The following is a 14,759-nucleotide window of genomic DNA, read 5'->3' as shown; positions in this document are numbered from 1 at the left end:
GCTCGGTTGGCTCAGTTGGCTCGGTGGGGCACTTTTGCGATATTATGTCTACATTTTGGTGCCAGTGAGAGCTGCTCGCTCGTAGTGAAAGCCACTGACTAATAGTGAGTGGCTCTGACTAGCAGCGAAGCGGGGCTGCGGAGGCGGGAAAGTGGGGTGGTGGAAAAAACTTTTTTGAAAAAAGTTTTGGGAAAGCGGGGATTGGGACGGTTGGGGAAGCGTGGGGCCAGCGAGACGTTGGGATTAACCGCAGAGAACGCCGAGAGCGCGGAGGTGCGATACGCTTAGGGCTTGGAGGGGAGGGTTTTGAACAGAAGATAGCGAAGAGAGCAAAGCCAGCGATGCAGCTTATATAATAGGAAGAGCGCCAAGAGCAGGAAGCTTTGGAGGCGAGGAGGATACCGTTTCGCCGGGAGCGTAGTTGAGGCAGCCAGCAACAAGCCCGCCAGTCAGAATAGACTGAGTTTCATGGCGTGAAAGGTTGTCTATTATTGATGCAGGTAAATGTCCGGCTTGCCCCAGCCGGGGGCGCGGCCTTCGGCGTCGAGTGGCTCGCGGATGAATGACATCGCAGCGGCCATCGTTTCCAAAGATCGGTAGGCAGGCGGGTTGGGCGGGGCACCGTATTCGCCTTGGCCACCTCGGATCACGCGGAAGCTTTCGTAGCTGCCGTCGAAGGAGTCGAACAGCTTGACCTCGCCACGGGGCAGATCGACATCGGGTGTCCATTTCCAGTCCCACTGTTTGGCTTGGTGGTCAACGTTGTGGCGGAGGAATCCGCGTGGGCGACCACTCGCCATAGCCATGCCGTTGAACGTTCGGTTGGCGCCGGCTTGTTTGCCGCCGAGGTTTATCATGATGTTGCCGGGCCCGTTGTTGGGCGAGTAGATGAAGCGTAGGTCGGCTTCCTGCCAAACCTCGGATGAGTCTTCGCCGGGACCGTCGATGTAGAGCGTGTGCCACTGGTCGTCCTGCGGATACATGTCGCGCCAGAAGTTCTCGGGCGTGCCCGGGATGTTGCTTTGTAAATTGCGGTGGAAGCTATCATTGCGCTGACTCGAGAACGAGCGGAACGCATTGGCGTGCACCGAGTCCATACCGGTTTGGCAGATGACCCACTGGCCGTTGATCAGCTCGCTGATGCGGTAGCCGTTGCTCGGGTTCATCCACACGTAAAGCGTGTTGGCGTCCGTGAGATCACTGGTGTCAGGCGCCTGGTCTGCGGTGATGTAGCGAATCTTGCGCAAGCCTTCCTCGCGGTATTTGCGGGTGAGGAGCATGGTGGGATAGCCGACCTCTGCGCAGACTTGGAAGTAGGGCGTGAGGATCTGCATTGAGAGGTGGTCGCCGTCCTGGAAGGTGTCTTCTGTTTCAATTTCGCTAAGGATTTCCTCGCCGTTGTAGAGGCGGTAGCGCGCGGTATCGCGTTCGGTCAGGACGACTTCATAGCGCTTGCTGCCGTCGCTCTCGCTGATGATCTCGCGCAGCGTGCCAGGCGTGCCGACGGAGCCAAACTTGATGTGGAGCAGGAAGCCGTCGTCGGGTGAACCTTCGCGCCAGGGGGTGTCGAGAGTTTGCGGCGCAGCCTGAACCGGCGTTGCTTTTAACTCGTCAAAGAAGCTGCCCTTGCGCGACGGGTCGCCGAGGAACGTCGCGAGGTCGGTGGGCATGGGCGCGATCTTTGCCAGTTCGCTTTTGGGCGTCAGGCGATCTGCGCCGCCGGGCGACTTTTCCCAGTGTGGCATGGGCGCATAATCGAGTGGCTCGACAAAGCCTTCGAGCAGCTTGTCGCCCGCGTGGGCAGTCTTTGAGAAATCGGCTTCGTAGCTTTGGTCCCATGCGCCGGTAAAGGTGATGGGATTTTCGTAAACGTCCGTGATGGTCGTGGCGTTGGCGCGCCAGCCTTCGCGGGCCGCGGCGTCGGGGCGCGCGTCGATCTGTTGCTTAAAGACGGCGGGCTGGCGGTCGAGGTGCGTGCGCACGTAGGCGTTCTCCGAGTTGATCATTTCGTAGAACGGAAAATGCAGGCTGCCGCCGATGCCGCTGCCCTCCACGAGGTAGCCGTAGTGTGCGTTGTTGTTGTGATCCCAGCGCTCGAGGAATGCGTTGCCGAAGACGCCGAGATTGGTGATGTAGTTATCGTCGCGCGCCTTGGGATCGCTCAGGGCAAAGTCCTTGTCCGGCCCGATCGTCTTGAGGCCGCGATGGCCAGCGGGCATGAGGTTTTGGAAGATGTTCCAGTAGATGTAGCTGTCCTCGTAGGAGTCGCCATCGATGATGAAGTTCTGCGTGGCGCCACCGATTTCGTGCCATGCGGCGGGCCAGTTGTGACGGCCGAATTGAGAGAAGTTCGAGAAGACGATGATGGACTGCGGGTCGCGGTCGGTGAGGTTCGACTGGCTCTGGAATTCGTCGGTGTGCAGGTTGGCACCGAGGTGTCCGCTCGTGTCGCTGCGGTTGGGGAAACCACTCGCGCCGGCAAAGTGATTGTAGGCCACGATGATATCCACCCAACTGCCATACATTTGCACGGCGTCGTAGCCGCGCTCCTGCCAATTGCGTGCGATGATGACATTGGTCAGCTTGCTGGGGCCACCGGTGGAAAAGCCCGCACCGACGCCAGAGATGATGTTGTCCAGCACGGTGCTATTCTCTAACGTGCGCATCGAGATGCCGAACTGTGCGGCACCGTCGGGGCACTCGATCCAGTTGTTGCGGAAGTCGATGTTGTTGCCGCTAAGTTCAACCATGTATTCGTAGGCCTTGTCCGCTCCTTTGCCTTCGACGGGGAACTCCGTTTCACGCGTGAGTTTGCAAAACAGCAGGCCAAGGTTGTCGCCTGAGCTGCGCCACGAAGCGATGCGGGTATCGGGGTGCCCGACCAGCCATACTTTGCGCCCTTCGGTCAGCTCGTGCACGGCCCTGCCCCATTTGGTCCACTGGCTGGCCTGGATGCCTAGGATGTCCGGGTCGGTCAGGTATTGCCCGGGTAACTGAATCACGTAAGTGCCGCCAGCAGGGATCAGCGTGTCGTTCACGTTGGCCGCGATCCAGTCCATCGTGCCTGGCCAGTCGAGGCCAGCGGCGTGTGCATCGAAGTCGATCTTCACATCGCCGCGTTGGAGCTTGGCCGGAATTTTACCGGCGGGGTTATCCCACGGTTCAAGCTGTACGACCAACAACTTGCGCAAGTGGACCTCGGGTTGTTTGAGAACCTCCTTGGTCGGACGCCAGGGGCAGCCGGCAACCGGCGCCGTGAACTCGCGGGCATACCAGCGCGCGCCTTCGGTGGCAGGGGTGGACATCTCATAGAGAAACATCAGGCGGCCCGGAGGCGTGTTGCTGAATCGCACGCCGGTGCGATTGAAGAACGTCAGTCGATTTGGTGCGCTGGTTTCGGTCGCCACCTTGAGTCCGAGAGGAGCCCCATTGGCATCGTGATCGAAAGGCGCGGGAAGGTTGAGGAATTCGCCACCGGTCAGGGCTGCTCCGAAATCATTGATCGGGTCCTTCATGGTTCGCATTTTGAGGTCTCCCTGGATGGTCTCACCTGAAGCGTCGACGAAGTCATTGTAATATTGAGCGTCGATCTCCATGTTCGCGGGCGTTGTATCGACAACCAAGTCCGCAAAGCCAATGACCTTTACCGGATGCTGTGCGCCGTCGGCGTCGGTCAGCTGCGTAAGTTGACCATTCGTCGCGAGCTGCCATATGTCGTCTCCGCGTGCGGCCCATTGATCGGGCGTGGGAAACGCTATGCGCTCTGCGAGCAAGGGGGCTGCCGCGACTGCTGCAAGCGTGGTGACGAGGTAAGTTCCGAGGGTGCGAGTTAGTGAGGACATAAGGGGAATCTCAAAGCGTGCCATACATGTTATGGGAGGGCAGATGGAAGTGCAAGGGGTCTTTCTGGCCTTCTATGGAATTTTTTGATCGCTGTCGAAACCTGCAGTTTGCGTATCGTTCCGCGGTCAACGTATTGCACCTCAAAACTTTCAGTTCAGGCTTGGGTCATGCTCGGCGGATTTGCTGAAGTTGTTGGGCTTATTAGGAAAAATACGCATTCTTGTTAAAGATGTTTGCGAATGACTGAAATTAGGGTTATTTCTTCATTCATACTCTACAACCTCACTAATGCCAGAACCCAAGATACTAAGCTCAGTAGAGGGTAATGTCCTGACGATTACCCTGAACAATCTCGAGAAGCGTAATGCTTTCGATGCCGAAATGTCGGAAACCGTTACCGGTTTAATTAACAATGCGGACGCCCAGGGCGTGCGGGTCATTGTCATCACTGCGAACTTGTCGAACGGCATTTTTTCGGCGGGGCACGACCTGAACGACCTCAAGAGCGCGAGTGATTTCTCCAGCGACCCGATGTTTGAGATGTTCGATGCCATCCAAAGCACGCCGCTGCCCGTCGTGGCCAAAGTGAGTGGCAAAGTCTTTGCCGGCGCGCTGCACATGCTGATGGTTTGCGACATGGTTTACGCCACACGCGACGCGCAACTGGTCATCACCGCGAACCGCATGGGCGTGCCGTTTGATATCAAGGATTACCAAAACTGGATGGCAGTCATGGGCGTGCACAAGCTCAAGGCGCTTTTCTTCCGCTGCACTCCGGCGACGGCTGAAGATGCCTACAACGCGGGCATTTTCAACACGGTGTTGGAAACGCCGGAGGCGCTGGACCAGAAGATTCAGGAAGTGTGCGAGTCCATCATTGGCTCGGTCAAGGAGGGCATCGCGAACACGAAGTATCAGGTCAACACGCTGTGCCGCGAGGTCACGCTAAAGTCGGCCACCGTCGACGCGATCGAGAAGAGTCGCGAAGAAATTTTTGCCAGTGATTGGTTCCGCGAAGACGTCCAAAAGCTGATTGACAAAATCCATCACAAAAACCCCTAAGCCTGCTACCCATCATGTCTGACGAAATTTACCAAAGCAAACTCACGACCACTGAAGCCGCGATTGCCACGATCGCCGACCAGACGAACATCGTCGTCGGCATGGCCGCTGGCGCACCGGAAAAACTTCTCCAAAGCCTGGCCGATGCCCTGCTCGCCGACAAGCTGCCCGCGGTTAAAATTTACTACAAGTTGGCCATGCAGTCGATGGCCAACACGTTGCTCAAACCGGAGGTGGTGAAAAAGACAACGCTCAACACTTTCTTCATGACGGGCGTTGAGCGCAAGCTGCGCAGCGACGGCATCAACGCCGACAAGAAGCACCTGAACTACATCACGTATAACTTCAGTGAGCTGCCGGACCTGCTGGTCAACGACATCGGCGTGGACACCATGATCGTCACCGTATCGAGCATGGACCAGCACGGCTATTTCAGCTTTGGCACGAATAACGACTTTACCACCGTTGCCGCGCGCAGCGCCAAAAACCTCATCGTGGAAGTCAACCCGACGATGCCGCGCGTGTTTGGCGACTCGATGATTCACGTGAGCGAAGTCGACATGGTCGTGGAAAACAACGACACGCCGATCCCGATGCTCCCGCCCGGCGGCCAGCCCACCGATGAGCAGGTAAAAATCGCCGAGCAGGTGGCCAAACTCATCAACAATGGCGACACGATCCAGCTCGGCATTGGCGGTATCTCCGACGCCATCTGCGACGGCCTCGCCAACCACAAAGACCTCGGCATCCACACCGAGCTCCTCAGCCCCGGCATGGCCAAGCTGATGCAGCAAGACGTCGTCACCAACAAGCGGAAAAACATCCACCCGCGCAAAACGCTCTACACACTCGCGCTTGGCGACCAGGCCTTCATCGACTTCATCAATGACAATCCGGCCATCGAGTCCTACCCGTCGTCTTACATCAATTGCCCAGCGGTGATCGCGCAAAACGACAACCTCGTGTCGATCAACTCCGCCGTGCAAGTCGACCTCTATGGCAACGTCAACGCGGAGTTCCTCGCCGGCCATGAGTTCAGCGGTACGGGCGGCCACGCGGACTTCGTTCGCGGCGCGCGCATGTCCAAGGGCGGGCGCACCATCATCGTCATGCCCTCGGCGACGAAAGGCATTTCCAAGATCGTGCTGAACGTCGATCAAGTCACCACCTCACGCATGGATGCGGAATACTTCGTGACCGAATACGGCTGCGTCAACGTGCTTGGCCTGAACAACGAAGAGCGCGCCAAAGCCTTGATCAGCATCGCCCACCCCGACCACCGGGAGGAACTCACCAAGGCTGCGAAGGATATCCAGCTGATTGTTGAGTAAAGCGCGCAAAAAAGTTCAGGTTTTTTCAATTCACCCTGCTGATGTCAGGCCTCCGGCTAGGCGTTTGCAGGGTGCTAATTGGATGGCGGTGATGAATCAAGGTAGAGTGTAATAGCTTTCTTGACTAGATGCTGCTCGTTGCGATTATTTGAGTGCCCTCCCTTGTGGAATTACTTCTGTATCGAATCTCACTCAAAGGCGCTTCATGATCCTCAATGCCATGCTCCAACGGCTCTATGCGAGTCTGCAACGCGGGCCCTGTTTGAATGCTCGGCCGCATAATTCTCGCCAGCGGGTTGACCTGACTCAGCTCAAGCTATTCCAGGGCATTGCGACCGATAAGGTTTTACCGACGCTCCTGAGTGAGGTGCGGAAAGTGGCGCTCCCGGCCAAGGTTCCGGCATTTCGTAAGCCGGAATATCCGGAGAGCGAGTGGTCGGACGAGCAAAAGCGACAGGCCAAGGATTATGAGCAGCAAACGCGCTTGCTCAAGAAACTCCATGACATCGCCAACGACGCGCAGGAGTATTTTAATGATCACGGGGAGAGTGCGCTGTTCGTTGGCTTCCCCATTATATCCCTGCCGCCGAAGTCGGGTGACGATACGTTGCGCAGCTCGCGGGTGCTGGCGCCGCTGGCGTTTGTGCCGGTCAATCTGGCCGTCCGCAAGGGAGCGAATCCCGGCGCCACGTTGACCGTGGTGGGCGAAGGCGCGGACCTGCTGATTCCAAACCCCGCGCTCCTCGCTTGGATTGAGAAGGAAACCGGGCATGAGGTGCCGGACTTATTTGATGACGAGACTGGCGATGCGCCGGAGAAAGAATTTGCCGAGATCCTCGAGTTTGCACGTAAGGCATTGGCGCTGAAGGGGGCTGAGTTTGATTTTGAAACGGCATTGCAGTCGATCCCCAAGGCGGAAGCGTTGCCCGATGAATCGGCATTGATACCGAGCGCAATCCTGGGCTTGTTCCCGCTCGCCAACCCCGGTTTGATGCGCGACACGAAGTGGATGATGGCCAATGAGGGCACACTCACTGGCCCGATCACGCGTTACCTGCGGCAGGATGTCCTTGCGCAGCCACAAGAGGTTTATGACGAAGCCACGCCGCCACCGTTACCCGAGCAGCACGCGGGTGAGCAAGGTAAGGCATTTGATCAGGAGTTTTTCATTGCGCCGATTGACCCCAGCCAAGCCGCAACGGCGGACGCAGCGCGCAGCGCCAAGGCGCTCGTGATTCATGGTCCTCCGGGGACCGGCAAAAGCCAGACGATTACCAACATCATCGGCGATCATTTGGCGCGTGGGCAGCGCGTGCTCTTCGTCTGCGACAAGCGCACGGCGCTCGATGTGGTGATGCATCGCCTGGACCACTATGGGCTCGGGCATCTTTGCGGAATTATTCACGATCCTTCGCGCGACCGGCGAAATCTCTACATGGGCTTGCGGGAACGCATGGAAGCGCTCGTGGACAATGCGCCATTGGCGAACCAAGAGCGCCAACTGCGAAAGACGAATACGCGCCTAACCGAACTCAATGCTGAGCTGGCTCGCTACTTCGAGCTGCTGCATCATCGCGATGAGGATCAGGAACGCAGCTTTCATGAATTGGTGGGTGAGTGGTTCGCCTGCTCACGACTCGCGTCAGGTGATCTGCCTTCTGATATCGGCAATGACGTTTCACTGGAAGGCGTTGAAACGCATGAGACGGATGTGAGTGAAGTCATGTTGCGGGCTGGCGATGCTCGGCTTTCGTCTAATCCGTTGTTTGAAAATACAGTACTCACGCTCGATACGTATTTCCAACTGGGGCACGGCGCGATCACTGAAAAGCTGACACCGCTTAAGCAGCTCGCAGGCGGCGTGGATGGGGAATCTCTGGACGACTTGCCGCCTCTCAATGAGCAAGCGGCATTGCTCGATCAGGCGGCGCAACGTGAGTCGATTCAGGCATCGCTGAATGCCATCGTTGAGGATGGCGATGCTGCTTTCGCGGCTGCGTTGGCTGGGCTTCCTGGCGATGAACTGGAAGCCAAGTTCGATGAGTGGAAAACACTGCACTCGGTGGTCGAAGGCGTGCGTGAAGATCTGAACCGCGAATGGGTGTTGCTGCTTTCCAATTCGATTCCGCCGCTTGGCGATGCAATGCAGCGTCTTGCCGCATTGGAAGAATACTCGGCGACGAAGGGGAGCTTTTTCCGCTTCCTGCAGTTTAAGAAAAAGTCGGCCGCGAGTGAAGTGCTCAAGCAGTTGGGGACGGCGCTGAGTGATGACAGCGTGGACCGGGCGATTGCATTTTATCAAGGTGTGCGCGCGCGTTGGCGGCTTGTTGATTTTTACAGCCGGATCACGGAGGCGACGCTATCGGCGAACGATGAGAAAAGCTTGCGTCGTGCGCTCACGACTTTGGAGCAATTCTTCACCTTGTTTGAATCTTGTGGCAGTGAGGAGTCCACCGACTTGTGGTCGCGGATAAGCGAAGGCTTGCGAGATGTGGAGACGGCACCCCGGACTGCTCAGGTGTTTCAAGTGTCCGCTCAGCGGGCGCGTGCATTACAGGCATTCATCGAAGCGATGGGGCAGGCGGTGCTGTTTAAGGACAGCTATATTCAATCCACCGATTTCGCGATCCGCAGTAACCAAAGCGCGAGCCCCCTCGTTGCGCAGTGGCGAGAGCATGTGGACTGCCTTGAGGCAGTCATTCGCTTGGAGGATGCGATGGGAAGAATACCCGACTCACTCAAGCCAGCATTGCGCGAACTTGCCTTACGCGAACTCGATGCCGAACGGGCATTGATTGAGCTGAAGCAACTGGCTTTGCAGCATGAAATACGACGCTATGTGGAGCGTGATCCCGAGTTGTTGCGGATCGACTCTGCTCGCATTAATGCAGCCTTCGATGAGTATGGTCGCCGCATGGCGGAGAAGCAGGACTTGGTCCGCCAATACATTGTGGGCAGCTGGGACAAGCGTCAGCGGGAGCAGCTCTTAGCTTCAACCGGCTCGCGACTTAACTCGAATGGTGCCGCGTTGCGCAACCGCCTCTATGTGCGTGGCAAGAAGGCGTTGAAGCTGCGGCAGATGATTGCCACGGGCGAGGGCATCGAGGGCGGAGATCCTTTGTTCGAGCTTTGCCCGGTGTGGATGGCGGGCCCCTCGACGGTGGCGCAGATCTTTCCGCGGCGCGAGATGTTTGATGTAGTGGTGTTTGATGAGGCCAGCCAATGTCGCCTGGAAGAAGCCATGCCTGTGTTGCTGCGCGGGGCGCGTGTTGTGGTGGCAGGTGATCCGAAGCAACTGCCGCCAACTCGCTTCTTCGAAAGCAATGTCGCGGAGTCGGACGACACCGATGCGGAGACGATTGAAGAGCTGGCCGAGCAGCAAATGAGCGAGACGGAGGATTTGCTTTCCGCGTCGCTCAACCTCGATGTGGAAGAAGCGTTTCTCGACGTGCATTACCGCTCGCGTAATGAGGCATTGATCGGCTTTTCGAACGAAGCATTTTACGGTCGCCGTTTGCAGCCGATCCCCGGGCATCCTCGCAACAAGGCGTTGCAAGCGCCGCTTAAGCTGACCTCCGTCGATGGTGTTTACCAAGAGCGGACGAACCCGGACGAAGCCATTGCGGCAGTTGATTTGCTCGCGAAGTTGTTGGATGAGGAACACCCGCCAAGCATTGGCGTTGTGAGCTTTAACATCAACCAGCGCGACTTGATCATCGAAACGCTGGAAGATCGCGCCGAGCAGGATAAGGACTTCGCGGAACGCCTCGCCGCCGCGCGGATACGGCGCGGACGGGATTCGTTTGAAGGCTTATTTGTACGCAATCTGGAAAGCGTTCAAGGCGATGAGCGCGACCACATCATAATATCCACGACCTTTGGGCCAGATGCGGACGGAAAGTTTCGCCGCAACTTCGGTGCCTTGTCGCGAGTCGGTGGCGACCGTCGTTTGAATGTGCTGGTTACGCGTGCGCGTTCAGCCATCCACGTGCTGACGTCGATTCCCCGCAGTGAATACCGATCCAGCGTCATGCCGGAGCCTGGCCAAGTCACCGGACGCCATCAGCTTTACGCCTACCTGCGCTATGCGGAGTATGTTGAGGAGCAGTTCGAGAATTACCAGGACTACCTCGAAACGATGAAGCGAGATGCGCAGTCGGTGTGTCACGTCGTTGAGACGGATGCGCCCAGTAAGCTGGCGGTGCAGACCGGCATGGCTTTGCGCGATGACTGCCAGATCGGCAGCACGGTGCATTGGGGCAATGATGGCTTCTGCGTCGATGTCGCCCTGACGCATCCTGACCTGCCCGAGGATGTCACGCTGGGGTTGCTGATCGATTTCAATCGCTTCCGCAAGACGCCGGACCCCATTGCCTGGGAGTATTTCCGAACGGAAATTTTGCGTGGCCAAGGCTGGAACCTCAAACGCATCTGGAGCCCGATCCTGGCCCGTGAACCCGCGCATGCATTGCAGCAAATCGTCGATGCGCATACGGAAGCTACGACTGAAGATCTGATGGAAAAAGTAAGCGAGGAGCTCGAACTCGAAGACGAAACGGAGTGATCCTTGCGCGGGATGGGCATTGCCTATTTCCACGTCCATCAATTTTGAAAGCAAACGAACCAGTGTTACGTCAACACGCGGGCAATGTCACTTGCTGAGCTGCATTTTGACGATGGAGTTTGGCTGATTCACTCAGAGGGCGTCTAAAAACTCAATTGGTCTTCGCCGGAGAGCGTCTTCGGGGTCAAAATATCATTTCTTCATTTCGACGAAACTGGTTTCGCCTCGATTCAGAAGCCGAAATTTTGCCTCCCAAATACATCTCGCCGACTCGATTAGACTTTTTAGACGCCCTCTTATAGAAACTTTGCCAGCCATGCGGCGACGGCGTGTTCCTGGCCTTCGCCGAGGAGCTTGCGCAGCTCTTGGGCGTCGGCTTGCGCTGCTTTGGCCGCCTCGTCGCCGTCGGTGATCTTGGCCAACTCGCGGGCAAGTACAGCCGAGTTGGCTGCGCCTTGAAGATACTCCGGGTAGCTGGGGCGATCGAGCAGGATGTTGGAAATGCCGAGGTAGGGAATCTTCACGAGCATGCGGCCGAGCACGTAGGTGATTGGATTCGCGCGGTAAACGATGCGGCCGGGGATGCCCGCCAACGCGACCTTGAGGGACATCGTGCCCGAGCTGGTCAACACCGCCGAGGCCGCGATGTCCGCATCGGCTGGCATGAGCTTGATCAAATCCTTGGCACCATGACGCGCGGCTATGAGCTCTTCGAGCAGCGCTTTGACCGCGGGGCTCGGGTAGAGCACGATGGCGCGGTTCGTGGCGCGCTCGGCATGGAAGTCGATAAAGGCCTCGATCAGCGTCGGGAAAATGCGGCGCACAGGCGTCAACCGACTGCCCGGCAGGAGCAGGATCGGCGCGCCTTTTTCGTAGCGTAGGCCGAGGTTGAAATCCTTCGCGACAAAGGGGTGGCCGACGAATTCCACCGGCAAGTCGGTGTCCTGATAGCAGTCGATTTCAAACGGAAAAATCACGCCGAGCGAGTCCAGCAGCTTTGCCATCTTGAAGCGGCGTTTGCCCTTCCACGCCCAGATTTGCGGGCTGATGTAGTAGAGCAGGGGGATGTCGCCGCCGCCCTTGACTGCGAGGCCTTCTTTGACGAGGCGCTCGGCGAGGCGGAGGTTGAAGCCCGGGTAGTCCACGAAGCAAATCGCCTTGGGGCGGTGCTCGCGAATCCACGCTGCAACCTTTTCGAACAGTTCTTTAAAGAAGCCGTAGTTTTTCAGCACCTCGGCAATGCCGACCACGGAATGGTCCACGAGGTCGAAGATCACCTGCGCGCCAGCTTTGGACAACGCTTCCCCGCCGAGCGCACACACGGTCAGCCCGGGCTTGATCTCGGACAACTGGTCGAGCAGCTCCGCGGCATGCTGGTCTCCCGAGTGCTCGCCCGCAACGATGAGCAAGTCCGGCTGCTGCGTCGGCACCGGTAGCTGAATGGGCTCAGGCATGGATATCTAATTATGAATGATGAAGGTTGAATTATGAAAGGGATCTTCTGTGGAATCCTTGTGGGTGGTTTTCATAATTCTGAATTCATACTTCATAATTCAGTCTTCCCCTTCGCCGCGCTTTCGCGGATCTTTTCGGTGACCTTGATCGCGACTTCGAGCGCGGTCTTGCCGAGCTCGCCACTGACCTTGGGCGCAGCGCTGTTTTGCACGGCGTGGGCAAAGCCAGCCAGTTCGAGCGCGAGGGGTTCGCCTTTTTCGATGGGGACGTTTTTTTTGCGCAGACCGAGCTTGGTCTTGCGGATCAGGTGGCCCTTTTGTTCGGCGAAATTGAGCGACAGGTAGGCGTTGCTTTGGAAAAGGCGAATCTCGCGGACCGGCTTCAGGCTCACGCGGCTGGTGTTGATGTTCGCCACGCAGCCGTTGGCAAAGGTCAGGCGCGCATTGGCGATGTCCTCAGTCTTGGTCAGCACGTCCACGCCGACGGCGTCCACGCGCTCGAGGGGGGAGTTGACCAACTGCAGGATCACGCCGATATCGTGAATCATCAGGTCGAGCACCACGCTGACTTCGATACCGCGTTCCTTGAACGGCGCGAGGCGGTCGCAGGTGATGAAGCGCGGGTTGGTCACGTGTTTTTCCAGGAACGACATGACCGGGTTGAAGTGCTCGATGTGGCCCACCTGCACCATGCGGTCGGCCTCCTTGGCGGCGCCGAGGATAATCTCCGCTTCTTCCAGACTCGTGCACAGCGGCTTCTCGATGAGCAGGTGGCAGCCTTGCTTGAGCAGCGTTTGGGCGACGGCGCAGTGGTGATCCGTGGGGACAACCACGCTGACTGCGTCGCATGCGGCACCGAGTTCTTCCAGCGAGGTGTAAGCTTGGCCGCCGTGCTCGGACGCGATCTTCTTGGCGCGCTTCGGGTCGACGTCGTAGATGCCGACGAGCTCGGTCTGGGGCAGGGCTGCGTAGAGCCGCGCATGGTGTTGGCCCAAATAGCCAACGCCGGCGACACCGCATTTTAAAGGAGCTGTTTTCTGACTCACGGGGCTAGCTTGGTCACGAATGCCGCCGATGGCACGCAAGAATTCCAGAAAGATTTCCCGCCGCCGCCGCCAGCTAACGTTCCCAATGCGTTCTGATAAAATCCCAAAGTGTGAGAGGCCGTTTTATGCACTGAGCGGCAGAATCTGTATTTATCTCTGAGTTAAATTTCTAATAGTGAAATACGAGCTTGATTAGTAAAACTTTTTGCGACACGGTATCGCCATGAAACGCGTACTCGCTTTGCGCGAAAGCCACCCTAAGGAAACCCGCGCCGCACTCTCTCCCGAATCCGCTAAGAAATTGGCGGGGCTCGGCCTGTCTGTAACCGTCGAGCAAGGCCTCGGCGACCGGGCCGGCTATTCGGATGAGGACTACCGTCAAGCCGGGGCAGCCGTCGCCGAACGCTCCAAGGCGTTGCCAGAAGCGGAGATTATCCTCCGCGTGCGCAAGCCCGAGGATTCGGAGATCGAGACCCTGCCCACCGGCGTGCTGCACCTGAGTTTCCTCGATCCCTTTAACGAGTCGGCGCTGATCCAGAAGCTGGCCGCGAAGAAGGTCAACGCCGTCAGCGTGGAAATGATTCCGCGTTCGACGATTGCGCAAAAGATGGACGCCCTGTCATCCCAGGCCAACCTCGCTGGCTACGCCGCCGTGGTGCTCGCTTCGGACCGCATGCAGAAGATTTTGCCCATGATGATGACGCCGGCCGGGACGATTTCCCCGTCGCGCTTTTTCATCATCGGGGTGGGCGTGGCCGGCCTCCAGGCCATCGCGACCGCCAAGCGCCTCGGCGCCCGCGTGGAAGCCTTTGACACCCGTCCCGTCGTGGAAGAGCAAGTCCGCTCGCTCGGCGCAAAGTTTGTCAAGGTGGACCTCGGCGACACTGGCCAGACCGACCAGGGCTACGCAAAGGAGCTCACGCCCGAGCAAATGGAAAAGCAACGCCTCGAAATGGCCAAGGCCTGCGCCCGCGCAGACGTGGTCATCACGACGGCGAAACTCTTTGGCCGCAAGGCGCCGGTGATCCTCAACGAGGCCGTGCTCGAGCAAATGAAGCCTGGCAGCATCGTGGTGGACCTCGCCGTGGAATCCGGTGGCAACGTCGCTGGCTCCAAGGTCGGCGAAGACGTCATTACGGCAAACGGCGTAAAGATCATTGGCCCGGAAAACCTCGAGGGCTATTACCCGAAGGACGCCACGCAGATGCTCGGCGCAAACTTTGCGAACTTCATCGAGCACTTCTGGGACGCTGAGCAGCAGGCGTTTGTTTACCGCACCGAAGACGAAATCCTGAGCGGCAGCTTGATCACCCGCGACGGCGAAATCGTCCACGAAAAATTCAAAGCCTAACCAACGAAGTTTAAAACTACGAATGTCGCAGATAGACGCAGATTTGACTCCAAGGCGCAGCGTTTTTGCCCGTGCCTATGCGTCCTGATGGATCTGTGAACATTCGCG

General features: G+C 57.9%; 7 protein-coding genes. 4 read left to right on the top strand and 3 right to left on the bottom strand.

Annotated elements, in window-relative coordinates; all coding sequences use genetic code 11:
- Positions 1-488 precede the first annotated feature (488 nt).
- A complete protein-coding gene (locus RBB62_RS09215; protein ID WP_309398465.1) occupies positions 489-3,842 on the bottom strand; it encodes a hypothetical protein in 3,354 nt (1,117 codons plus the stop codon).
- A 289-nt stretch (positions 3,843-4,131) separates the two neighbouring features.
- Here RBB62_RS09215 and RBB62_RS09210 point away from each other — a divergent pair, with 289 nt between their 5' ends.
- The 3 genes from RBB62_RS09210 (at position 4,132) to RBB62_RS09200 (ending at position 10,800) form a co-directional block, all read left to right on the top strand.
- Entirely contained in the window at positions 4,132-4,905 is a 774-nt protein-coding gene (locus RBB62_RS09210; RefSeq protein ID WP_309398464.1) for an enoyl-CoA hydratase-related protein, read from the top strand.
- 14 nt (positions 4,906-4,919) lie between these two features.
- Complete coding sequence (locus RBB62_RS09205) at positions 4,920-6,236, top strand: acetyl-CoA hydrolase/transferase family protein (RefSeq protein ID WP_309398463.1); 1,317 nt, start codon at positions 4,920-4,922, stop codon at positions 6,234-6,236.
- A 205-nt stretch (positions 6,237-6,441) separates the two neighbouring features.
- Positions 6,442-10,800, top strand: a complete 4,359-nt coding sequence (locus RBB62_RS09200; protein WP_309398462.1) for an AAA domain-containing protein — start codon at positions 6,442-6,444, stop codon at positions 10,798-10,800.
- Positions 10,801-11,096: 296 nt separating this feature from the next.
- Here the strand turns inward: RBB62_RS09200 and lpxB are convergent, their stop codons facing one another.
- Together lpxB and RBB62_RS09190 are read right to left on the bottom strand one after the other, a co-directional pair.
- The gene (gene lpxB / locus RBB62_RS09195; protein WP_309398461.1) at positions 11,097-12,254 is read right to left on the bottom strand and encodes a lipid-A-disaccharide synthase; all 1,158 of its coding nucleotides are present in this window, start codon (positions 12,252-12,254) and stop codon (positions 11,097-11,099) included.
- Between the two features lie 92 nt (positions 12,255-12,346).
- Positions 12,347-13,300: a Gfo/Idh/MocA family oxidoreductase gene (locus tag RBB62_RS09190; RefSeq protein WP_309398460.1), complete on the bottom strand. Its 954-nt coding sequence runs from the start codon at positions 13,298-13,300 to the stop codon at positions 12,347-12,349.
- 223 nt (positions 13,301-13,523) lie between these two features.
- Here RBB62_RS09190 and RBB62_RS09185 point away from each other — a divergent pair, with 223 nt between their 5' ends.
- Positions 13,524-14,651, top strand: a complete 1,128-nt coding sequence (locus RBB62_RS09185) for an NAD(P) transhydrogenase subunit alpha (RefSeq protein WP_309398458.1) — start codon at positions 13,524-13,526, stop codon at positions 14,649-14,651.
- Positions 14,652-14,759 lie beyond the last annotated feature (108 nt).

It is taken from the genome of Cerasicoccus maritimus (assembly GCA_031296935.1).
Classification (GTDB): Bacteria; Verrucomicrobiota; Verrucomicrobiia; order Opitutales; family Cerasicoccaceae; genus Cerasicoccus; species Cerasicoccus maritimus.
Note: the sequence above shows the minus strand (reverse complement) of the source record. Positions and strands in the feature narration are given on the sequence as shown.

Excerpts from the sequence above, each read along its gene's own strand:
- RBB62_RS09210 (WP_309398464.1), top strand. The coding sequence starts at position 4,132 with ATGCCAGAACCCAAGATACTAAGCTCAGTAGAGGGTAATGTCCTGACG.
- lpxB (WP_309398461.1), bottom strand. The coding sequence starts at position 12,254 with ATGCCTGAGCCCATTCAGCTACCGGTGCCGACGCAGCAGCCGGACTTG.
- RBB62_RS09200 (WP_309398462.1), top strand. The coding sequence starts at position 6,442 with ATGATCCTCAATGCCATGCTCCAACGGCTCTATGCGAGTCTGCAACGC.
- RBB62_RS09205 (WP_309398463.1), top strand. The coding sequence starts at position 4,920 with ATGTCTGACGAAATTTACCAAAGCAAACTCACGACCACTGAAGCCGCG.
- RBB62_RS09215 (WP_309398465.1), bottom strand. The coding sequence starts at position 3,842 with ATGTCCTCACTAACTCGCACCCTCGGAACTTACCTCGTCACCACGCTT.
- RBB62_RS09185 (WP_309398458.1), top strand. The coding sequence starts at position 13,524 with ATGAAACGCGTACTCGCTTTGCGCGAAAGCCACCCTAAGGAAACCCGC.